The sequence below is a fragment of the Streptomyces sp. AK02-01A genome, assembly GCF_033795305.1.
Classification (GTDB): domain Bacteria; phylum Actinomycetota; class Actinomycetes; order Streptomycetales; family Streptomycetaceae; genus Streptomyces.
Window position 1 is genome coordinate 46,067 of the sequence record NZ_JARBAE010000001.1, and the last position, 21,718, is coordinate 67,784.

Here is a 21,718-nt window from a genome sequence, read left to right on the forward strand (position 1 = left end):
ACCAATGACGAATGAGCTACTGGGGGTAGCAGGCAGATGACCAAAAAGACGCGGATCCGCGTAGCGCGCATAGCGGCCGGTGCGGTGATCGCCGCGGGTGCTTCGCTGACCGTCGCGGGCGCCGCACAGGCCGTCGATATCGGCGTCAACATGCAGCTTGGCGACGGTGGCGCCGTTGGTGACGACGGCGGCACCACCGAGGGTGGCACGCAGGGCACCACCGACGGTGCCGATGGCGGCAACACGACCGTCGGCACGACCGAGGGCACCTCCACCGGCACCTCGGAAGGCACGTCCGAGGGCACCTCGGAGGGCACCTCGACCGGTACGTCCGAGGGCACGTCGGAGGGCACCTCCACCGGCACCTCGGAGGGCACGTCCGAGGGCACCTCCACCGGTACGTCCGAGGGCACCTCGGCGGGCACGTCCACCGGCACGTCCACCGGTACCTCGGCGGGCACGTCCACCGGTACCTCGGCGGGCACGTCCACCGGTACCTCGGCGGGCACCTCGACCGGTACGTCCACGGGCACCTCCGCGGGCACCTCGACCGGTACGTCCGAGGGCACGTCCACCGGCACCTCCGCCGGTACGTCGGCCGGCACCTCGGAAGGTACGTCCAAGGGCACCTCGGAGGGCGCCTCCACGGGCACCTCCGGCAGCGACGGCGGTACCGGTACCTGCACCGTCGACCTCGACGGCGCCGAGTGCGCCGACAACACCGACACCGACAGCGCCGGCTCCCAGCCGGTGCAGCAGGGTGAGGCCAAGGAGGAGCTGGCGGAGACCGGCGCCGCCGAGACCACATTCCTGCTGATCGGTGCCGCGACCATGATCGCCGGTGGCATCGGCTTCCGGATGCTGCCGCGTCTCGTCGGCGGTGGCCGTACCGTCGCCTGATCAAGGGCGCGCGCTCCACGTAGGACATGATCTACGGCGTGTACACCGCCGTACGTCATGGACAGAAGGGCCCGGACGCTCCATGAGCGTCCGGGCTCTTCGGCGTACGGACGGGATCGCGCCGGTATTACGCGGTCTGGTGGGCCGCCACCAGCGCCACCGCAGCCACCAGCACTATCAGCAGCGTCAGCAGAGCCACCGGGCTCAGGCCTCCCAGGGGGCCCTGCTGCTGCAGGCGCTCCCGGTTGGCACGGCACACACGGCACCTGCCCTCGCTGACGGGCCCCGCGCAGTTGGCGCACACCAATCGGTCGTAGGTCATGCGCTTTCCTCCTCACCGCGCGGCGGAGCCGCAACCAGTGTCTCTCCGCTCAACGCTCGGGGGAACACGACCGTTCCCCCCTCCACTGTGCCAGTTCCCGGACGTTTCGGCGCGGCCGACGGCGTTCCGTACGGCCCGGCACGAGTGGCGGCCACCTCGCATCCGTGATAATTCGCCCAAGCCCGGCCACAACCCCGGTCGCGAACTGCGCGCGCGGACCCGGTTCGCGTAAGGTCACGCAGACCTACTCCCGGCCGACCGTGGTGCATCCCGTGATCCGATTCGACAATGTCTCCAAGACCTACCCGAAACAGAACCGTCCCGCGCTGCGCGACGTTTCCCTGGAAATCGAGAAAGGGGAGTTCGTCTTCCTGGTCGGCTCGTCCGGTTCCGGAAAGTCGACCTTCCTGAGACTGCTCCTCCGCGAGGAACGCACCAGCCACGGCATGGTGCATGTCCTCGGCAAGGACCTCGCGCGCCTGTCCAACTGGAAGGTGCCGCAGATGCGGCGCCAGCTCGGCACGGTCTTCCAGGACTTCCGGCTGCTGCCGAACAAGACCGTCGCGGAGAACGTGGCCTTCGCGCAAGAGGTCATCGGCAGGTCCCGCGGCGAGATCCGCAAGTCCGTCCCGCAGGTCCTCGATCTTGTCGGCCTCGCCGGCAAGGAGGACCGGATGCCCGGTGAGCTGTCCGGTGGTGAGCAGCAGCGTGTCGCGATCGCACGGGCCTTCGTCAACCGCCCCATGCTGCTGATCGCGGACGAGCCGACCGGCAACCTCGACCCGCAGACCTCCGTGGGCATCATGAAGCTGCTGGACCGCATCAACCGCACCGGCACCACCGTCGTGATGGCGACCCACGACCAGAACATCGTCGACCAGATGCGCAAGCGCGTGATCGAGCTCGAAAAGGGCCGTCTGGTGCGCGACCAGGCACGCGGCGTCTACGGCTACCAGCACTGAGCATCGAAAGCTGAAAGGACGCCATGCGCGCCCAGTTCGTCCTGTCGGAGATCGGCGTCGGTCTCCGCCGTAATCTCACGATGACCTTCGCCGTCATCGTCTCCGTGGCCCTCTCGCTCGCCCTGTTCGGCGGTGCGCTGCTCATGCGCGAGCAGGTCAGCACGATGAAGGACTACTGGTACGACAAGGTCAATGTCTCCATCTTCCTCTGCAACAAGAACGACGCGACGACCACGCCCAAGTGCGCCAAGGGTGCGGTCACCAGCGAGCAGGAGAAGCAGATCGAGGCCGATCTGAAGAAGATGGACAGCGTCGAGACCGTCCACCACGAGACGGCCGACGAGGCGTTCAAGCACTACCGGGAGCAGTACGGCGACACTCCCATCGCGCCCGCGATCACACCGGACCAGATGCAGGAGTCCTTCCGCGTCAAGCTGAAGGACCCGGAGAAATACCAGGTCGTGGCCACCGCTTTCGCCGGCCGGGACGGCGTCCAGTCCGTCCAGGACCAGCGGAACATCCTGCAGAACCTCTTCGACCTGATGAACGGCATGAATGTCGCCGCGCTCGGTGTGATGGCGCTGATGCTGGTCATCGCGCTGATGCTGATCGTGAACACCGTCCGCGTATCGGCGTTCAGCCGGCGCCGGGAGACCGGGATCATGCGGCTCGTCGGCGCCTCCAGCTTCTATATCCAGATGCCGTTCATCATGGAGGCGGCGTTCGCCGGGCTGATCGGCGGCGTGGTCGCCTCCGGGATGCTGATCTTCGGGCGCTATTTCCTGATCGACCACGGTCTTGAGCTGTCGAAGAAGATGGAACTGGTCAATTTCATCGGCTGGGACGCGGTGCTCGCCAAGCTTCCGCTGGTGATCGCCATCGGGCTGCTGATGCCGGCCGTGGCCGCTTTCATCGCGCTGCGCAAGTACCTCAGGGTGTGACAAGCACCCCTGGCGGTGTATGGCCAAGCACCGCTGCGTCGCCGGGGGTTGTCCTAGACTCAACGCCATGTCGGGCTCCGGGTCACACCAGGCGCCCCGCGGCTGCCGCCGCGGGGCGGTCCTGACATTGGTCTTCGTGGGTGTGCTCGCCACGGCCTCGGCGACGGACTCACTGCCGGGCACAGACGACAACTCGGCCCGGGTGCCGGTGCGTTCCGTGGCCTCGACGGTCGACAGCGACGATGTCGCCAGAGCCGCCGCCGAGGCCATGGCCGACGGCAAGTCCGGTACGGAGGCGGCCGAGGAGGTCGTCAGCCGCAGCGGTGACCGCTGGGGCGCGGTCTACGACAAGAGCGAGTTCGAGGAGTTCGAGCAGGCCCTCGACGGCGAGTACACCGGTGTCGGGCTGTGGGCGCGGCGCGGCGCGGGCGGGCTGATAGAGGTGACCCGGGTGCAGCCCGGCGGTCCCGCGCGGAAGGCCGGTGTCCGGCCCGGTGACACCATCCGGGACATCGACGCCGAGAGCGTCGCCGGGCTGCCGGTCACCGAGGTCATGGCGCTGCTGCGCGGTGGCACCGGAAGCGCCGGCGCCGGTGTCGCCGGGTCGACCGTTGTGCTGGGACTGGAGCGGGACGGGCGCAGATGGACGCGCGGCCTGCGCCGTGCCCGGCTCGCCACCGAGTCCGTCACGGTCGACACGATCAAGGGCGGCACGCTGCGGATCAAGGTCGGCGCGTTCACGAAGGGAACGGGCAAGCGGGTCAGGGACGCGGTCCTGGACGCCCCGGCCGGCGCCGGTGTTCTGCTCGATCTGCGCGGCAACGGCGGCGGACTGGTCGCCGAGGCGGTGACGGCCGCCTCCGCCTTCCTCGACGGCGGTCTGGTCGCCACGTACGACATAAGAGGCGAGCAGCGCGCCCTGTACGCGGATCCCGGCGGTGACACCGACCGGCCGGTGGTGGTGCTGGTCGACGGCGGCACGATGAGCGCCGCCGAGCTGGTCACGGGCGCGCTTCAGGACCGCGGCCGGTCCATCACGGTCGGCTCGCGCACCTTTGGCAAGGGTTCGGTCCAGATGCCGAGCCGGCTGCCCGACGGCTCCGTCGCCGAGCTGACCGTCGGCCACTACCGCACACCGGCCGGCCATGGTGTGGACGGCCGGGGCGTCACTCCGGATCTGCTGGTCAGTGAGCGCGCGCAGCAGCGGGCGGAGACGGTGCTGAGCGGCCTCGGCGGCGCACGGTAAAGAAGTTGCGCCGGGGTGCGAAAATGGCGGGACTATGGCTAAGGAAACAGGGCGCAAACTGATCGCGCAGAACAAGAAGGCGCGGCACGATTACCACATTCTCGACACCTATGAGTGCGGTCTCGTACTGACTGGCACCGAGGTGAAGTCCCTGCGCCAGGGACGGGCCTCGCTGGTGGACGGCTTCGTCCAGATCGACGGGCACGAGGCGTGGCTGCACAACGTGCATGTGCCGGAGTACACGCAGGGGACATGGACCAATCACTCCGCCCGGCGCAAGCGCAAGCTGCTGATGCACCGTGTCGAGATCGACAAGCTGGAGTCCAAGTCCGGCGAGACGGGTCACACGATCGTGCCGCTGGCCCTGTACTTCAAGGACGGCCGGGCCAAGGTCGAGATCGCGCTGGCGAAGGGCAAGAAGGAGTTCGACAAGCGGCAGACGCTGCGGGAGAAGCAGGACCGGCGTGAGACGGACCGGGCGATCTCGGCGGCGAAGCGGCGGCAGCGGGCCTGACCCGGCCGCCCGCTCCGGTGGAATAGGCTGGCATCGTCCCGCGTTGGTCACGTAGGATGGGAAGGCACGCCACAGCGGGTGCGCGCTCGAAATGAGCACCTTGAAAAATCAACATGGGGATGATCGGTTTCGACAGCGGATGTCGAAGCAGGGGAAGCGAGCCGAGGAAGCGGCAATGATCTCGTAAACCATATGTCGCAAACAATAATCGCCACTTCTAAGCGCGATTCCTCCGCCTTCGCCCTCGCTGCCTAATTAGCAGCTAGCGAAGACTCTGCGGAGTGTCAGCCCGGGGCTGTTCCCGACCCGGATCCTGGCATCAACTAGGGAACTAAACCTCTGAGCCCGGTCACGGGACACAGAGGGAAACCAAACAGTGACTGAGCCCGTCGGAGACTTGTCCGTGTGATCTCCGGGGCCGAGAAAATCGCAGCGGACTGCGCTCGGAGAAGCCCTGATTCTGCACCGTTGGACGCGGGTTCGATTCCCGCCATCTCCACAATTCCCATGTGAGGCCGAGGCCCCGCTGCCCTACCGGCAGCGGGGCCTCAGTCGTGCCCGGCCCGGCGAGCGCCACGAACAGCGCGACGGCCGAGACGCCGGGCGGCGCCGACGATCATGATCACGGTGCTCGGGCCGAACCTCCGCGCCGGGAGCCGGGCGAGGAGATTTCCGGCGGTGGAGGCGCGTGCGCCGGAGATATCGCGTGCGCCGGGGATATCGGGAAGAGGACTCCGGCGCGGTGCCAGGACCAGGGTGTGGCCCGTGACGGTCAGCAGCGGTGTTTCGGATGACTGCGGCATGGCTCTACCGTCGCGGTGTCTCGGCCTCCGGTCCAACACCTGTTCCATGGCCATTCACGCATCTGTGTTGTTGAATGCGGCGTGCCCCGAGACATCGACCCCCGGCTGCTCCGCTCCTTCGTCGCGACGGCCGAAGAGCTGCATTTCACCCGCGCCGCCGCCCGGCTCCATGTCGCCCAGCAGGCCCTCAGCCGTGACATCCGGCGGCTGGAGCGGGAGCTGGGAGCCGACCTCTTCGTACGGACCACCCGGCAGGTGACGCTGACGGCCGACGGCGAGCGGCTGCTGCCGTACGCCCGGCGGATCCTGGCGGCCCAGGACGAACTGCTGGCCGCCTGTGCCGACGCGACCCGGCCCCTGCTCGTCGACCTCAACACCGAGGGCATGGTCTCCGGCCGGGTGCTGGCCCGGGCCCGCGAACTGGCACCTGCCTGCGAGCTGATGGCCCGCTTCCAGAGTGGCCTCACGGGCGCCGCGGCCGAGATCCTGGCCGGACGTCTCGATGTCTCATTCGGCTACTTCGAGGGCCTCGACCCCGGCCTGCGCTCCGGGCTCTCCCGCCAACTGGTGCGCTACGAGCCGATGGCCGTACTGCTTCCGCACGACCATCCGCTGGCCTCCCGGGCCGAGGTGACGCTCGACGAACTGGCCGGCGAGAGCGTGTACGCCGGAGCGGGCAACCCCGGGACCCTGGAATGGACGGAACTGGCGCGGCGGCTCTTCGCCGGACGTCCCATCGAGATCGCACCGCCCGCGCCCATGGCGGTGGGAGCCGAGGACTTCCGGCGAGTGATGGTGAAGCACCGCAGACCCGTGCTCACCGTGGTGGATTTCCCGGTGATGCCGGGCACGGTGCTGCGTCCACTGGTCGACCCCGTACCGCTGTCACCACTGTCGCTGGTGTGGCGCAAGGGGCTGAATCATCCTGGAGTCCAAGCCCTGCGGGCCGCCGCGGCCGGACTCGCCAAGGAGGAGGGCCGGCCGGGCCGTTCACGCGGCGCCGGTGTCATATCACCGTCACCGGTTTGATGCACAGCATCCTCTGAAGAAGAACTCGGCCGACACCGGCGTGCGCTACATTCATGGTCCGGGTGCGGTGTGGTAGGGGGGTGCTCGGTTCGGGTGGGGGCCCGGCCGACAGATATCCGGCCAGCCTTGTGTGCGCCCAAGACGGTCAGTGGGGGATGTGCGTACCGCAGTGAACAATTGGCGAGAAGACGCCCAGAACGGGCGTATGCATGAGCCGAGTGATATAACCGTCGAGCTTGACGGCCTGGGCCGTCAGCTTTCCGAGCTGCCCGCGGGAACCCGCTCCGCGCAGGAGTCAGGCCCTGCGCAGGAAGGCGGACCGGAGGGCGCCGACGGTCCGGTGTTCGTGGACGCCAGCGGCCGCCGGAGCAAGAAGTTCCGCCGGGCCGGCTGGGTCGTGGCCATCGCCTGCGCCTGTTACGCGGTAACCGTGGTGGCCGCGCTGATGGGCGGCAGTTCCAGCGCGCCCTGGCTCCAGATACCGTTCGCGGACAAGCAGAAGCCGGGCGCCGACACCGTACGGATCCAGCCCAGCGCCACGGTCGGCGCGTCCGCAGGGACGACGCCCGGCGCACCGGCGGTCGGGTCCACGCCCACGGACTCCAACGGCGAGACCCTTCCCGCGTCCTCGGCCAGCGCCACCACGGGCGCGCCCGGGAAGCCGGATCCGGGCACGTCGAATTCGGCGCAGCCGCCCAAGACTTCGACCGGCGGGGCCGGCGGCAACGTACCCAACCCCGGGACCTCGTCGGCACCGGCGGGCAATCCGGGCGACGACCCGGCGACCACGGGCGGATCCGGTGGCGAGCCGCCGTCGGAGCCGCCGGTCGAGTCGAGCCCTCCGCCCGTCGAGGAGAGCCCCAGCGGCGACCCCGCCGCACAGCAAGGCGGCCAGCAGCTTGCCGCGGAAGGCGCACACTAGATGACTTCCTCCGCCCGACGCGCCCGCGACCGGAAGAGCGAGCGCGTCAGACGGCGCAGACTGCCCATGCGCTATCTGCTGCCCTCGCTCATCCTGGTCGCGCTGCTCGCCATGCTGATGCTGCGTGGCTATGTGCACAGCGAGATCCTCGCGGACCACCGCGTCCGTCCTCCGGCCGCCACCGATCAGGTGCCCGAGCGGATCCTGGAAGGCGGCCCGGTCATCGACGCGCGGGGCACGGCCGCCGCCAGGTCGCTGAACATCCCGGACCACAAGCTCGTCCTGACCTTCGACGACGGGCCCGACCCGGTGTGGACGCCGAAGGTCCTCGACAAGCTCAAGGAATACGACGCCCACGGCGTCTTCTTCGTCACCGGCACGATGGCCTCCCGCTATCCGGCTCTGGTGAAGCGGATGGTGGACGAGGGCCACGAGGTCGGCCTGCACACCTTCAACCATCCCGACCTCTCGTACCAGTCCAGGTCCCGGATCGACTGGGAGCTGTCGCAGAACCAGCTCGCGCTCGCGGGCGCGGCCGGCATCCGGACGTCGCTCTTCCGGCCGCCGTACTCGTCGTTCGCCGACGCCATGGACAACAAGTCCTGGCCGGTGGCCCAGTACATCGGCAGCCTCGGCTACATCACGGTGCTCGACAGCACCGACAGCGAGGACTGGAAGCGTCCCGGCGTCGGTGTGATCAGCCGCAACGCCTCACCGAAGGATCCCAAAGGCGCGATCGTGCTGATGCACGACTCCGGTGGCGACCGCTCGCAGACCGTCGCGGCGCTGGGCCACTTCCTGCCGAAGATGCAGGACAAGGGATACGAGTTCACCAATCTCACCGAGGCACTCGGCGCTCCCAGCGCGCACACTCCGGTCGCCGGAGCGAACCTCTGGAAGGGCAAGGCATGGGTCGCCGCCGTCGCCCTCTCGGACAGTGTCACCGATGTCCTGGTCATCGGGCTCTCCGTGATCGGCGTCCTGGTCTTCGTACGGTTCGGCCTGATGCTGCTGCTCTCCTTCGCGCACGCGCGCACGGTGCGCCGCCGCGGCTTCCACTGGGGCCCGCCCGTCACCGAACCGGTGACCGTGCTGGTGCCCGCCTACAACGAACGCGAGTGCATAGCCAACACGGTGCGCTCGCTGATGGCCGGCGACCATCCCATCGAGGTCATCGTCATCGACGACGGCTCGACCGACGGGACCGCGGACATCGTCGAGGAACTGTGGCTGCCGGACGTCCATGTCGTACGCCAGCCGAACTCCGGCAAGCCCGCCGCTCTCAACAACGGCATCGCGCACGCCAGCCACGATCTCGTCGTGATGATGGACGGCGACACCGTCTTCGAGCCGTCCACCGTGCGTGAACTCGTACAGCCCTTCGGTGATCCGCGCGTCGGCGCCGTCGCGGGCAACGCCAAGGTCGGCAACCGCGACACCCTTATCGGGGCCTGGCAGCACATCGAGTATGTGATGGGCTTCAACCTCGACCGCCGTATGTACGACGTGCTGGGCTGCATGCCCACCATCCCCGGTGCGGTCGGCGCCTTCCGGCGCCAGGCGCTGGAGCGGGTCGGCGGAATGAGCGAGGACACCCTCGCCGAGGACACCGACATCACCATGGCCCTGCACCGCGACGGCTGGCGCGTGGTCTACGCCGAGCGCGCCCGCGCCTGGACCGAGGCACCGGAGTCCGTGCAGCAGCTCTGGTCCCAGCGCTACCGCTGGTCCTACGGCACGATGCAGGCGATCTGGAAGCACCGCCGCGCGGTCATCGAAGGAGGTCCCTCAGGCCGCTTCGGCCGCGTCGGGCTGCCGCTGGTCTCGCTCTTCATGGTGCTGTTCCCGCTGCTGGCTCCGCTGATCGACGTATTCCTGCTGTACGGCCTTGTCTTCGGCCCGACGCAGAAGACCGTCGCGGCCTGGCTCGGCGTCCTGCTCATCCAGGCCGTCTGCGCCGCGTACGCCTTCCGGCTCGACCGCGAACGTATGACACATCTGATCTCACTGCCTCTCCAGCAGATCCTGTACCGGCAGCTCATGTATGTGGTGCTGCTCCAGTCCTGGATCACCGCGCTCACCGGCGGCCGGCTGCGCTGGCAGAAGCTGCGCCGTACCGGCGTGGTCGAGGCGCCCGGCTCGATCCCGGCGCAGCGCGGGCGCGGCAACGACCGGAGGCCCGTGGCATGAGCACGCACTCCCTTGACACCGGGAACGCCTCCCGCGCCGGACACAAGGCGGCGCCCGGAGCGGTGGTGCCGGGCGGCGCTCCCTCCGGTGCTGAGGCCGAGACGCCCGCCAGGCCCGGCCGTGACCGCTATCTCGATCTGCTGCGCGCCGTCGCGCTGGTCCGTGTCGTCGTCTTCCATATCTTCGGCTGGGCCTGGCTGACCATTCTCTTTCCGTCCATGGGCGTGATGTTCGCGCTGGCCGGCTCGCTGATGGCGCGCTCGCTCTCGAAGCGGACGCCGTGGAGTGTGATCCGCGGCCGGCTGAGGCGGCTGCTGCCTCCGATGTGGGCGTTCGCGCTGATCATCGTGCCGCTGATGTTCGTGATGGGCTGGAAGCCGGCCAGGGAGGAGGGGCTCTGGGGGCTGATCAAGCTGGCCAACTACCTCTTCCCGGTGGGCGCTCCGCCGTATCCGTTCGAGAGCGGTGACGCGGGCGGTCTGTTCGACCAGTCCTGGGCGGACCAGGCCGCGGGCCCGCTCTGGTACATCCGCGCGTACCTCTGGTTCGTCCTCGCCTCGCCGCTGCTGCTCTGGGCGTTCCGCAAGGTGCCGTGGGCGACGCTGGCCTTTCCCGTCGCGCTGACCGCCGTCATCGGCACGGGCGTGGTGGAGATTCCCGGCGAGACCGGGCTCGCGTTGACCGATTTCGCGGTCTACGGCGCCTGCTGGGTGCTCGGCTTCGCGCACAACGACGGGCTGTTCCAGAAGATCCCGCGCTATGTCACCGTCTCGCTGGCCGCCTTCACGATGGCCTTCGGACTGTGGTGGGCCTCCGGCCATCTCGGCCCGGAGGGCTGGAACTTCGACGAGATCCCGCTGGCCGAGGCGACCTGGTCGCTGGGCTTCGTCGCGATCCTGCTCCAGTACTCGCCGTCCTGGCGGGAACTCCCGGGCAGACTCGCGCAGTTCGACTCGGTGATCACTCTCGCCAACAACCGTGCCGTGACGATCTATCTCTGGCACAACCTGTTGATAATGGCGACGGTCCCGATCATCGACCAGTTCTGGAGCATCCCGGGCATAGACGCCTTCTCCGCCGAACTGGACGCGGCGTACCCGGCTCTGACGCTGGTCCTCATCTGGCCACTGCTCGCGCTGATGATCCTCGGCATGGGCTGGGTCGAGGACGTCGCGGCCAAACGCCGGCCGCGCCTGTGGCCGAACGGCTCCACGTCCGCCGGTGCCGGTGCGGAGTCCGGCGCCGGGCCCGCACCGTCCGGAGGCGCGCACCGGCGCTGAGGCGACGGGACGGCGCCGCGAGTGCGTGCGGTGACGCGGCCCGTCGGCCCGGCCGTTACTCGTGTACGGCCGGGCCGGATCACGCGGCCTGTCTCACCGCCGCCGGTGCACGGCAGTCCCGGCACTTGCCGGGCCGTTCGGCGCGGAAGGGCCGGTCGCACTTCGGGCATTCCTGAAGTGGGACGGTCACCGCGGTGGGCGCCGGTGGCGGCAGGTTGGTGAGGCGGTAGGCCAGCAGGCCGGGAGCGCTGCGGAGGCGGCCGGAGGGGAGATCCTCCGTCAGCGCCCTGGCGATGTCTTGCGGGGACGAGCCCTGTGACAGCCAGTCGGCCACCATCGGGCCGAGGCGCGTCAGATCGCGCCTGGTGAGAGCCAGGCGGGCGTCACGCTCGCGAAGTGAGGCCAGCACGCCGGTAGCCGCGGCCGGAGCCTGTGCGACCGGTTCCGGAGGTGTCGGGGCCGTGAGCTCGGAAGGCGCGTGCGGCGGGTCGGGCTCGGCACCCGGGGCGTCGTACAGCAAGGTGCGTGTCACGATCCGGCCGCCGGGCCCGCGCTCGACGCGTCGCTCCAGCCAGCCCTCTTCCTCAAGCTCGTTGAGGGCGCGGGAGATACGGTCGCGGCCCTCGGCGAAGTGCTCGCAGAGCGTGCTGACGCGGATGGGCGCGCCGTCCGGGAGGGACAGGATGTACGCGGCGACACCGACGGTGACCGCGCTGCCGGGGCGCTGTACGAGCCGGTTCGAAAGGACCGTGAAGTTCTCGGTGTGACGCGTCCGGATATGGATGACGCCGGAGGTGGGCGCGTTAAAGTTGGACTCAGCCATTGGGAAGGTGTTCTCTTCCTGATCGGTCAGGCCCTCGGCGGTGTTGTGAGCACCGGCGGGGGCCATTTACGTATGCGGCAATCGTCGCTGAGCGTAACCCCTTCCCGGCCACATATGCGCCCAAGTCACCCGATGGGGTGAGGATTTGAGGTTTGGGAGAGGAGGAGAGAGTTCTTTACCGGGTTCTTTGGGAAGGGTGCCGGTCCTCCGGCGGCCGGGTTTTCGGCACCTGGAGCGGCGCTGCCGAGGGTCTGAAATCCCGCATCCGGCGCGAACTGCGGTGATGGCCTGGAGTAATGCTTGGGCCAGCGGTCGTGTGGTCCTGAGCCGGTGTCCCGGCGGTGGCCGGCCGCGCGGCGGCTCACAGTCGGCCGCCGCCACGGGTGAGAGCAAGGTTGCGTCGCGGTCACCTTGGGGCACGGCGGCGAAACGCGGCGTCCCTACGGTCGGGCAGCACCATTCGATTCCCGTCCGTGGAGGCGCGATGACTGCCCCGACCACCACCGTCGCAGCACACACAAGGGGCCGCTGGATCGAGCGGTGGGATCCGGAGGACGAGGTGTTCTGGGAGCGGACGGGAGAGCGGATCGCGCGGCGCAATCTGCTCTGGTCCGTCTTCTCCGAGCACATCGGATTCTCGATCTGGACGCTGTGGTCGGTCATGGTCCTGTTCATGGGGCCCGAGTACGGCGTCGATCCGGCCGGGAAGTTCTTTCTGATCGGCATGGCCACCCTGGTCGGCGCGATCGCGCGAGTGCCGTACACCTTCGCCGTCGCGCGGTTCGGCGGGCGGAACTGGACGGTGTTCAGCGCGCTGACGCTGCTTCTGCCGACGGGCGCCGCGTACGCCGTGATGGAGCCGGGCACCTCCTACACGACCTTTATGGTCGTCTCCGCGCTCACCGGCGTCGGCGGCGGGAACTTCGCCTCCTCGATGACCAACATCAACTCCTTCTTCCCGCTGCGGCGCAAGGGCTGGGCGCTCGGGCTCAACGCGGGCGGCGGGAACATCGGAGTGCCCGTGGTGCAGCTCGTCGGGCTGTTGGTGATCGGGACGGCGGGCGCGGCGCAGCCACGGATCGTGCTGGGCGTCTACATACCGCTGATCGTGGCCGCCGCCGTGTGCGCGGCGCTGTTCATGGACAATCTGGCGCCGGTGCGAAACGACGCCGGTGCGGCGCGGGAAGCCGTACGGGACCGGCACACCTGGATCATGTCCGTGCTGTACACCGGCACCTTCGGGTCGTTCATCGGATACAGCTTCGCCTTCGGTCTGGTGCTCCAGACGCAGTTCGGGCGCACACCGTTGCAGGCCGCCTCGCTGACGTTCATCGGGCCGCTGCTCGGCTCGCTGATACGGCCGGTCGGCGGCCGGCTCGCCGACCAGTACGGCGGCGCCCGCATCACGCTGTGGAACTTCGCCGCGATGGCCGTCGCGACCGCCGTCGTGGTCCTCGCCTCCATGACCGGGTCGCTGGCCGTCTTCCTCACCGGATTCGTCGCGCTGTTCCTGCTGACCGGACTCGGCAACGGGTCGACGTACAAGATGATCCCCGGCATCTTCCACGCGAAGGCGGTGGCGAAGGGCATGACCGGTGAGGCGGCCGCGGCGTACGGACGCAGGCTGTCCGGGGCCTCGATGGGCCTGATCGGAGCCGTCGGGGCGCTCGGCGGGCTCGCGATCAATCTCGCGTTCCGGCAGTCCTTCGAAAGCGCGGGCACCGGCACCGCGGCGTTCGTCGCGTTCCTGGTCTTCTACGCGGGCTGCTCCGCGCTGACCTGGGCGGTATACCTTCGAAAGGAGGCGCCCGGCGCCATGGCGGCGCAGACGGAGCCCAGGCTCGGTTTCGCGAAGGTCTGAGCCCGGAGCCCGGAGCCGTACGTAACGGCGGGGAAACGCCGGTGAACCGGGCCTGTCACGCGCCCTTGGGAGGCTCGGTCGCCGTATCCGTAACCGACGCCATCCGTAGCAGCGAGCGGGACGAGGGAGCGATGCACGACCGACAGCACGGACCTCTCGCCGGATTCACCATCGGGGTCACGGCCGCCCGGCGGGCCGACGAGCTCGGCACGCTGCTCCAGCGCCGGGGCGGCGCCGTCGTACACGCTCCGGCGTTGCGGATCGTGCAGCTCGCGGACGACGCCGAGCTGCTCTCGGCCACCAAGGAGCTGATCGACCTGGTGCCCGATGTGGTCGTGGCGACGACGGCGATAGGTTTCCGCGGCTGGGTGGAGGCCGCCGACGGCTGGGGCCACGGCGAGGAACTCCTCGCCTGTCTGCGCGGCGTGGAGCTGCTGGCGCGCGGCCCCAAGGTGAAGGGCGCCATACGGGCCGCCGGGCTCGTCGAGGCGTGGTCGCCGAGCTCCGAATCGATGGCGGAGGTCCTTGACCGGCTTCTCGGCGAGGGAGTGGAGGGACGCCGGGTGGCGGTCCAGCTTCATGGCGAACCACTGCCCGGGTTCGTGGAGTCGCTGAGGGCCGGCGGCGCCGATGTGGTCGTCGTACCGGTGTACCGGTGGATGCCTCCGGAGGACCTTGCTCCGGTCGACCGGCTCATCGACGCCACCGTCGCGCGCGCCGTGGACGCGGTCACCTTCACCAGCGCGCCGGCGGCGGCGTCGCTGCTGTCGCGCGCGGAGACCAGAGGACAGCTCCCGGAGCTGCTCGCCGCGCTCCATCACGATGTACTGGCGGCCTGCGTCGGGCCCGTCACCGCGCTGCCGCTCCAGGCACAGGGCATAGACACCGTCCAGCCGGAGCGCTTCCGGCTCGGGCCGCTCGTCCAGGTGCTCTGCGCGGAGCTGCCGGCGCGCGCCCGGACACTGCCGGTGGCGGGCCACCGGATGGAGATCCGGGGCCACGCGGTCCTGGTGGACGACGATCTGCGGCCGGTGCCGCCGGCCGGGATGTCGCTGCTGAAGGCGCTGGCCCGCAGGCCGGGCTGGGTGGTGTCCCGGGCGGAGCTGCTGCGGACGCTCCCGGGAGCGGGCCGCGACGAGCACGCGGTGGAGACGGCGATGGCACGGCTGCGGACCGCTCTGGGCGCTCCCAAACTGATCCATACGGTCGTGAAGCGCGGCTATCGGCTGGCGCTGGACCCGGCAGCCGACACGAAGTACGGGGCTGTGTGACCACGGGAGACGTCCGGTGTCTCAGCTCTGACGGCGGCGGCCCGCCGAGCACGCCGTGATCGGCGCGCTACGGGCGGGCCGTCCGCTTCATGGCTTGGTGACCGACCGCTTCAGTCCGACCTGCCGGACGCCGGTGGGTCCGGGCTGCGGTGGCACGAGCGCGGCTTCGCCGCGAGGAGCGGCGGCCGCCTCCATGTCGCCGGTCCGCCGGGCGACCAGGTGCCGGAGGCGTCCCAGCGAGAGGAAGAAGCGGTCCGGGAGGAACGCGGCGTCCGCGATGATCATCGCGCCCGAGAAGAGCGGCAGTCCCATCAGCACGGCGATGCTGATGTGCATGCCCAGCAGCGCCGCCAGGACGGGATACTTGAGCCTGCCGAACAGGACGAAGGGGAAGGCGACCTGCAACAGCACGGTCACATAGCCGACGACGGCGAGCAGCATCGTGTACTCGTCCACCAGGACGGACAGCTCGGGCCAGGGCCGGAACAGACCGAGATTCAGTACGAAGTGGAGCGCGGTCCCACTGCCCCAGGAGCTTCCCTGCACCTTGTACAGGCCGGCGGAGCCGTAGAGGATGCAGACCTGAGCGGCGATGACGAGCATGCCGCAGTTGTGCAGCGCCGTGGCCAACGTCTCCCGCGCGTACCGGAGTTGCGGCGGAAGCCCGTGGTGGTCCCGGCCGGTCGGCCACTTCGGCGCCCGGTCCCTGGACGCGCGGATCCTGGCTCTGCGGGCGTCGAGCGACCACCGCCGGCCGCAGGCGGTGAGGACCAGATAGACGGACATGAGGAGGATGAGGTTGTCTCCGCCGTCCGTCATGAAGATCGACCTGGCGTGGAACGACGCCACCACGGCCGCGAACAGCACGGACATCGCTCTGGTCCGCCAGCCCAGCGTGAACAGCACGGCGGTGACGAGGGCTCCCGTGTAACAGACCTCGAAGTAGGCCCTGCTGTCGGACAGCGTGAGGACGCTGACCCAGCCTGTCTGATCGAACAGTTCCTTCGCCAGCGCCGGCGTCCATGGTGAACCCGGACCCCAGATCTGGTCGCGGTGAGGGAACTCGCGCAGCAGGAAGGCGAGATACAGCAGGCCGTAGCCGATGCGCAGCACCGCCGCCGCGTACAGGGACACCGGCCGCTCGGTCAGTACGCCGGAGAGCGCGCCGGCCCGGTCGAGGAGCCGCCGGGCCGGGTTCGCGTCGGCCTCCTGGCCGGTGCGCGGTCCGGGTGCGGATGCCATGGGCGCTTCTTTCTCAGTTCCCATCGGAGGTCACCTTCCACCAGGGGAGCAAGCGGGTGTCGACCGGCGCCGGCGCGGTCCTGGCCGCCGGCCTGGGGCCGTCCGCCGAGGGAGCGGTGACGATGGGCAGAGTGATCACCCGGAGCTGGATGGACTCGAACGGGCCGCCTCGATGGGCGGAGACCCGGTCCGCCGCGATATTGCGCAGATACTTCTGGATCATGGCCGCGCGGTCCGAGTGCGGCTGGTCGTCGCCGCCGTGCAGTTCGAGATAGGTCGTCCAGGCCCGGCGCAGCATGTTCTGCGAGGTGTGGCTCGGGAACGGATTGTGCTCGACCGCTGAGGTGTCCACGGCGTTCAGCTCGAACCAGGGGCTCACCTGTACGGTGCCGTCCGGAGCGGTGTGCGCGGTGCGCGCGGAGATCTGCCGGTTGATCGACTCCGGGTCCGGCGCGAACAGTCGCCAATTCTGCTCGAACAGAGGATAGATCCATGTACTGAGCTGTCGTTCGAACTGCCGCGAGACGGAATTCGCCGGAGCCACATGCAGAAACACCAGAAGCACATGGACCAGAGAAGCCGCCAGACACAGCACGACGGCGACTCCCAGTCCCGCCTTCAGCGGGCCGGCCAACTTCGGAGGCCCGTGGGCCACATGCGATTCTCCGGACGATCGCGGTGTGGCCGGGCCGGCACCGGTCCGCTCCCTGTCTTTCACTTCCGCTGATTCGACACCACCCGGCATAGCCCCGCCCTGCTTTCCCAACTCGGTTTCCTGCATTCGCATGTGTGGTTTCCTCGTCGGCGGCGCGCGGCGGAAATCGAAGACGATCCGCCGCGCGCCGCTTGTCCCGCTCGTATGTATCGGTGAATGCCTCAGGCACTCGGACCGGCCTTGGAGGGCACCCGTACAACGTCACCAGGACGTCATGGATACGTGGCACGAACAGGAATGACACTTCGAGCCGCGAAGGGCTCTCCGTCCATCGGTTTTTTCCGGTGCGCTGCTCAAGGGCTGTCCCGTAATTTCCGGCGGGCGCGCGACGACACCTACGGCGCCTCGCCGCGTTGTCGGAAGATGACGGGACGGTCCTCAGCTGTTGTAGCTGACCTGTGAGAGGGACGGGCCGCGGTATTCCTCGGCCTTCCCGTAGCCGTGGTGCTGGCCGAGGCCGGGCTTGTGGCCGTAGTGGGGCTTTTTGCCGTAGCCGTGGTGCTGGCCGTAGTGGGGCTTTTTGCCGTAGCCGTGGTGCTGGCCGTAGCCGGGCTTCTTGCCGTAGCCCTGGTGCTCGCCGTAGCCGGGCTTCGGGCCGTAGCCCTGGTGGTGGCCGTAGCCGGGCTTGTGGTGGTGCTTGGGGGGCTTGTGGTGGTGGTGCTTGCCGGGCTTGTGGTGGCCGCCGTTGCCGCCGGTGGTCGTGGTGGCGCCCGTGGTGCCCGCGACGACTCCGCCGGAGATGTTGCCGGCCGTGCCGCCGGTCGTGAGGCCGCCGAGCAGACCGCCCAGAAGGCCGCCGCTGGTGGTGCCGCCCGTGGTCACACCGGCTGTGGTCCCGGAGGTGGTGGCACCGGTCGTGGCACCGGTCGTGACGCCGGTGGTGGTGCCGGTGGTGGCACCGGTCGTGGTGCCGGTCGTGGCGCCGGTGGTCGTGCCAGTGGTGGTTCCGGTCGTGGTGCCAGTGGTCGTTCCGGTGGTCGTTCCCGTGGTCGTGCCGGTCGTGGTGCCGGTGGTGGTGGAGGCGCACGACGGGCGGGTGATCCTGTTGGTGTCCAGCGTCACCGAGCCGTTACGGGCCAGCGCGCGGCCGTCGATGCTCGCTCCCGTGGTGACGGTGATCGAGGTCAGCGCGAGGATGTTGCCCACGAACACGGAGTCGGTGCCCAGCGTGGCCGAACTCCCGACCTCCCAGAACACATTGCACGGTGAGGCGCCGTTGACCAGGAGCACCTGGCTGGCGGAGGCCGTCGTCAGAGCCGAACCGACCTGGAACACCCAGACGGCGTTGGGATCACCCTGAGCGTCCAGGGTGAGGGTGCCGGTGAGTCCCAGCGCCGACGCGGAGGTGTAGACGCCGGGGACGAGCGTCAGGCCGCCGGCGTCCGGCGGGAGGGCGGCGTCGGTGGCCTGTCCTGCGGCGTTGTTGAACGCCGTGGTGAGGTCGGTCTGCGCCTGGAGAGCCACCGCGTCCGCGGAATGCTGAACGCCGATCACCAGTCCCGGAGGAAATCCGGTGATCGAGCTTCCCGGACTCACACCGAGATCTCCGGTGATCACGGAAGGACCGGTATTGGTGACCGACTGACCGGCCAGCACAGCGAAACTGTCCGCCGTACCCAGAGGAACAGGTGTGGCGATGGCATTCGCTCGTGTCGACGTCGCGGCGACCACGGTGGCGGCGAGCAGCACGGTGAGTGCGGTTCCCATCCAGGTCGACATGGTGCTCCGTAGCGTGACGACAGGGGTGTCAAGTGTCATCGAGAGGCCAACTCCTGTGGTAGACGGGGATTTATCGGGCAGTTCCCGGAGTGCTGAGGATCGTCGATTTCTGTCGTTTGCATATAACGCCGTCCCGTGCTCCACGATGCGGTGCATACGAGTGATTCGACGAAATCGCCATTCGCATTCAGGTGAAACAATCGCGTATACCAGTGGGCTTATTGATGGCCCGTCATGCCGCGCCGAGGCAACGTGGTGGATCGTTATGGGATTCGGTGGAAGTCCGTTCGTGCCGGCATGGCGGTCGTGAGCAAAAGGGACCGGGTTCGGCGGACGGTGCGCCGGACCCGGCCGGCGCGTACGCCGCTCCGGCCCGGGCTGAAACGCGCGCTGCCGCGCGGAGTTGAGGCGGCGGAGCGGTAAGAAGGACGGGACGGGACGTCCGTCCGACGCGATCACCGCGCGCCGCGCGGGCTTTCGCCGTACGAGGCCACGGGCGCATGGGCGCCTCGGCCGGTACCGGCCCGGCCTCACGCGCACCGGCTCCGAGGGTTCCCGGGGCACTCCGGGGGCAGGCACTCTGAGGAGGACGGCACCTACCGGTGAACCCGAGGCGGTGACAGGCACATGACGGCGGGCATGGGCTCGTACGACTGGCGGTTCGACGCCGGGCGCGTCTGCCTGGATCTGGTGGCCACGGGAGAGCCGGCCGGCAGAGGTACGGAACCGCTCGACGGCGCCGTGCCGCTCGGCCGGTGGCTGGTCGGAGCCGGGCTGGTACCGGAAGGGACCGCGCTCGCCGGAGTCGACGCCCGCTGGATGCGCTCCTTCGCCGAACTGCGCGACGGCGTCGGACAGCTCGTACGCGCCGAGATCGACGGCCGGGACGCGTCCGCCGCGCTGGCGCGGGTCAACGAGCTGGCCGCCGGAGCGCCGCCCGGGATCAGGGCCGTACGCGACGAGGACGGCCGACTCGTACGCGCGCTGAGCACCGAGCCCGGCTGCGACGCTCTGCTGGCGGCCGTGGCCAGGGACGCGGTGGATCTGCTCACCGACCCGGCCGCGCGGGCCCGGCTGCGGCAGTGCGAGGGAGAGACCTGCCGCCGTGTGTATCTGGACACATCGCGCGGACGGCGGCGCCGCTGGTGCTCCAGCGACGTGTGCGGCAATCGCGAGCGGGTCGCCAGACACCGCCGCCGCGCGGCCCTGGCCCGGCCCTGAGACGCGGCCCTGAGACCCGAACCTGAGACCGACGCCCGGCACCGGGCCTCCGGCCCCGGCACCGGCATCCCGCGCCGGGGCCGGTATGGTCCGGTCGGGGCACGCCGTCTCCCGCGCTGGATCTCCACGCGGCGGGTGAGCGCCGTAAAAGATCTTGAAAGTTCTTCTCCGCCCGTTGAACGTCCCTGGGCGGCCTTCCGTAGTGATGGGGGACAAGCAGTCATGAAGGTCTCGACCGGGAGGTTCAGGTGCGCAAGGATGCGGCGGTGGCCGATGACCGTCCTCACCGGGCCCGACACCGGAGCAAGGGACCGCGCGGCAGCCTCTCCGTCCCTGACGAAGAGCTGATGCGAGGCCTTTACCGGGAACACGCCGGACCGCTGCTCGCCTATGTACTGCGTCTCGTCGCGGGCGACCGCCAGCGGGCCGAGGACGTGGTGCAGGAGACGCTCATCCGTGCCTGGAAGAACGCCGGTCAGCTCAACCAGGCGACCGGCTCTGTCCGACCCTGGCTGGTGACGGTCGCCCGGCGTATCGTCATCGACGGTCACCGCAGCCGGCAGGCCCGGCCGCAGGAGGTCGACCCGTCGCCGCTGGAGGTCATGCCCGCGGAGGACGAGATCGACAAGGCGTTGTGGCTTATGACGCTCTCTGATGCGCTCGATGATTTGACCCCTGCCCACAGGGAAGCGCTCGTAGAGACGTATTTCAAGGGACGCACGGTCAATGAGGCGGCCGAGGAGCTCGGCATACCCAGCGGCACCGTGCGTTCACGGGTGTTCTACGCACTGCGTTCGATGAAGCTCGCGTTGGAGGAGAGGGGGGTCTCGGCATGACCACGCACGAGCAGTACGGACTGGGCGACGAAAGTACCGTGCATGATGCCGTCGGCGCGTATGTCCTCGGCATTCTCGACGATGCCGAAGCCACCGCCTTCGAGGCGCATCTCGCCGACTGCCGGCTCTGCGCCTTCCATCTTGAGGAATTCTCCGGGATGGAGCCGATGCTGGCCATGCTGGCGGACATCCCGGGCGATCCGGGCTTCGGCGATCCGGACCCGCTCGACAACGTCCGTCCCTTCGCCTCGCCGATGGTGCCGCCGGCCGCCTCGCCGTTGGTGCCGCCGCCGGCGGTCTCCGTACAGCCCGGCCCGCAGCTCCTGGACCGGCTGGTCGACGAGGTCGCCGCCAAGCGCGCCAAGCGCAGGCGCCGTGGGATGTATCTCGTCGCGGCCGCCGCGGCGCTGATCATCGGCGGACCGGTGGCGACGGTCGTCGCCACCTCGGGCGACGGCGGCGCGGACCGTCAGTCGGTGGCCGCCGACCCGCATCCCACCAGCCCGGCCGAGGACGCCTTCTTCAACCACATGACGGACAAGGTCCGGGCCACGGACGCCGCCACCAAGGTCACCGCGACCGTGGGGATGGAGTCCAAGGGCTGGGGCACGCACACCGTCCTGGAGCTGAAGAACGTCAAGGGCCCGCTCAAGTGCAGCCTGATCGCCGTCTCCAAGACCGGCGAGGAGGAGGTCGTCACCTCCTGGGCGGTACCCGCCTGGGGGTACGGCATCGCCGACAGCGCGCACGAGTCCGCCAAGAAGCCGCTCTATGTGCACGGAGGTACGGCCATGGGGAGCAAGGACATCGATCACTTTGAGGTGCGTACGTTCGACGGCAAGCGACTGGTAGAGGTTCGCGCCTGACATACCCGTCCCCTTCGCGTACGGTTGACGGCTGCCCGACGCACGTCATGAAGGG

General features: G+C 69.2%; 20 protein-coding genes and 1 other RNA gene. 15 read left to right on the top strand and 6 right to left on the bottom strand.

Features of this window, described 5'->3' with window-relative positions; genetic code table 11:
- Positions 1-36 precede the first annotated feature (36 nt).
- Positions 37-900, top strand: a complete 864-nt coding sequence (locus tag PV679_RS00170; RefSeq protein WP_319678091.1) for a hypothetical protein — start codon at positions 37-39, stop codon at positions 898-900.
- A gap of 127 nt (positions 901-1,027) precedes the next feature.
- Here PV679_RS00170 and PV679_RS00175 read toward each other — a convergent pair whose 3' ends face one another.
- On the bottom strand, positions 1,028-1,222 hold the full coding sequence (locus PV679_RS00175) for a hypothetical protein (protein WP_319678092.1): 195 nt from the start codon (positions 1,220-1,222) through the stop codon (positions 1,028-1,030).
- A 272-nt stretch (positions 1,223-1,494) separates the two neighbouring features.
- Here PV679_RS00175 and ftsE point away from each other — a divergent pair, with 272 nt between their 5' ends.
- The 5 genes from ftsE (at position 1,495) to ssrA (ending at position 5,387) form a co-directional block, all read left to right on the top strand.
- Positions 1,495-2,184 (top strand): cell division ATP-binding protein FtsE, encoded by a 690-nt coding sequence (gene ftsE / locus PV679_RS00180; protein WP_319678093.1) that lies wholly within the window; start codon positions 1,495-1,497, stop codon positions 2,182-2,184.
- A gap of 23 nt (positions 2,185-2,207) precedes the next feature.
- On the top strand, positions 2,208-3,125 hold the full coding sequence (gene ftsX, locus PV679_RS00185; protein ID WP_319678094.1) for a permease-like cell division protein FtsX: 918 nt from the start codon (positions 2,208-2,210) through the stop codon (positions 3,123-3,125).
- Positions 3,126-3,192: 67 nt separating this feature from the next.
- Entirely contained in the window at positions 3,193-4,371 is a 1,179-nt protein-coding gene (locus tag PV679_RS00190; protein ID WP_319678095.1) for a S41 family peptidase, read from the top strand.
- Positions 4,372-4,405: 34 nt separating this feature from the next.
- On the top strand, positions 4,406-4,885 hold the full coding sequence (gene smpB, locus PV679_RS00195; RefSeq protein WP_319678096.1) for an SsrA-binding protein SmpB: 480 nt from the start codon (positions 4,406-4,408) through the stop codon (positions 4,883-4,885).
- 115 nt (positions 4,886-5,000) lie between these two features.
- Positions 5,001-5,387, top strand: a transfer-messenger RNA (tmRNA) gene (gene ssrA, locus PV679_RS00200).
- Between the two features lie 46 nt (positions 5,388-5,433).
- On the opposite strand, the gene PV679_RS00205 is transcribed toward ssrA, so the two are convergent.
- Positions 5,434-5,688, bottom strand: a complete 255-nt coding sequence (locus PV679_RS00205) for a hypothetical protein (RefSeq protein ID WP_319678097.1) — start codon at positions 5,686-5,688, stop codon at positions 5,434-5,436.
- Positions 5,689-5,769: 81 nt separating this feature from the next.
- Between PV679_RS00205 and PV679_RS00210 the strand changes: the two genes are divergently transcribed.
- The 4 genes from PV679_RS00210 (at position 5,770) to PV679_RS00225 (ending at position 11,109) form a co-directional block, all read left to right on the top strand.
- Positions 5,770-6,717 carry a LysR family transcriptional regulator gene (locus PV679_RS00210; protein WP_319678098.1) on the top strand — a complete coding sequence of 316 codons (948 nt, stop codon included), beginning with the start codon at positions 5,770-5,772 and terminating at the stop codon, positions 6,715-6,717.
- Positions 6,718-6,922: 205 nt separating this feature from the next.
- On the top strand, positions 6,923-7,639 hold the full coding sequence (locus PV679_RS00215; RefSeq protein ID WP_319678099.1) for a hypothetical protein: 717 nt from the start codon (positions 6,923-6,925) through the stop codon (positions 7,637-7,639).
- The gene (locus tag PV679_RS00220) at positions 7,640-9,829 is read left to right on the top strand and encodes a bifunctional polysaccharide deacetylase/glycosyltransferase family 2 protein (protein ID WP_319678100.1); all 2,190 of its coding nucleotides are present in this window, start codon (positions 7,640-7,642) and stop codon (positions 9,827-9,829) included.
- On the top strand, positions 9,826-11,109 hold the full coding sequence (locus tag PV679_RS00225; RefSeq protein ID WP_319678101.1) for an acyltransferase: 1,284 nt from the start codon (positions 9,826-9,828) through the stop codon (positions 11,107-11,109). The genes PV679_RS00220 and PV679_RS00225 overlap by 4 nt, the downstream gene beginning before the upstream one ends.
- Before the next feature lie 79 nt (positions 11,110-11,188).
- On the opposite strand, the gene PV679_RS00230 is transcribed toward PV679_RS00225, so the two are convergent.
- On the bottom strand, positions 11,189-11,932 hold the full coding sequence (locus tag PV679_RS00230; protein WP_319678102.1) for a hypothetical protein: 744 nt from the start codon (positions 11,930-11,932) through the stop codon (positions 11,189-11,191).
- A gap of 484 nt (positions 11,933-12,416) precedes the next feature.
- Between PV679_RS00230 and PV679_RS00235 the strand changes: the two genes are divergently transcribed.
- Together PV679_RS00235 and PV679_RS00240 are read left to right on the top strand one after the other, a co-directional pair.
- Positions 12,417-13,793 carry a nitrate/nitrite transporter gene (locus tag PV679_RS00235; protein ID WP_319678103.1) on the top strand — a complete coding sequence of 459 codons (1,377 nt, stop codon included), beginning with the start codon at positions 12,417-12,419 and terminating at the stop codon, positions 13,791-13,793.
- 131 nt (positions 13,794-13,924) lie between these two features.
- A complete protein-coding gene (locus PV679_RS00240; RefSeq protein WP_319678105.1) occupies positions 13,925-15,064 on the top strand; it encodes a uroporphyrinogen-III synthase in 1,140 nt (379 codons plus the stop codon).
- Between the two features lie 87 nt (positions 15,065-15,151).
- On the opposite strand, the gene PV679_RS00245 is transcribed toward PV679_RS00240, so the two are convergent.
- From PV679_RS00245 to PV679_RS00255, 3 genes are all read right to left on the bottom strand, one after another.
- Positions 15,152-16,306 carry an HTTM domain-containing protein gene (locus PV679_RS00245; RefSeq protein ID WP_319678106.1) on the bottom strand — a complete coding sequence of 385 codons (1,155 nt, stop codon included), beginning with the start codon at positions 16,304-16,306 and terminating at the stop codon, positions 15,152-15,154.
- Between the two features lie 13 nt (positions 16,307-16,319).
- Positions 16,320-16,961 carry a DUF5819 family protein gene (locus PV679_RS00250; RefSeq protein WP_319678107.1) on the bottom strand — a complete coding sequence of 214 codons (642 nt, stop codon included), beginning with the start codon at positions 16,959-16,961 and terminating at the stop codon, positions 16,320-16,322.
- Positions 16,962-17,399: 438 nt separating this feature from the next.
- The gene (locus PV679_RS00255; protein WP_319678108.1) at positions 17,400-18,779 is read right to left on the bottom strand and encodes an ice-binding family protein; all 1,380 of its coding nucleotides are present in this window, start codon (positions 18,777-18,779) and stop codon (positions 17,400-17,402) included.
- Between the two features lie 588 nt (positions 18,780-19,367).
- On the opposite strand from PV679_RS00255, the gene PV679_RS00260 reads away from it, so the two are divergent.
- From PV679_RS00260 to PV679_RS00270, 3 genes are all read left to right on the top strand, one after another.
- Positions 19,368-19,961, top strand: coding sequence for a CGNR zinc finger domain-containing protein (locus tag PV679_RS00260; protein WP_319678109.1), 594 nt, complete (start codon positions 19,368-19,370; stop codon positions 19,959-19,961).
- 248 nt (positions 19,962-20,209) lie between these two features.
- On the top strand, positions 20,210-20,797 hold the full coding sequence (locus tag PV679_RS00265) for a sigma-70 family RNA polymerase sigma factor (protein WP_319678110.1): 588 nt from the start codon (positions 20,210-20,212) through the stop codon (positions 20,795-20,797).
- Positions 20,794-21,663: a zf-HC2 domain-containing protein gene (locus PV679_RS00270; protein WP_319678111.1), complete on the top strand. Its 870-nt coding sequence runs from the start codon at positions 20,794-20,796 to the stop codon at positions 21,661-21,663. The genes PV679_RS00265 and PV679_RS00270 overlap by 4 nt, the downstream gene beginning before the upstream one ends.
- The last annotated feature ends 55 nt before the right edge of the window (positions 21,664-21,718 follow it).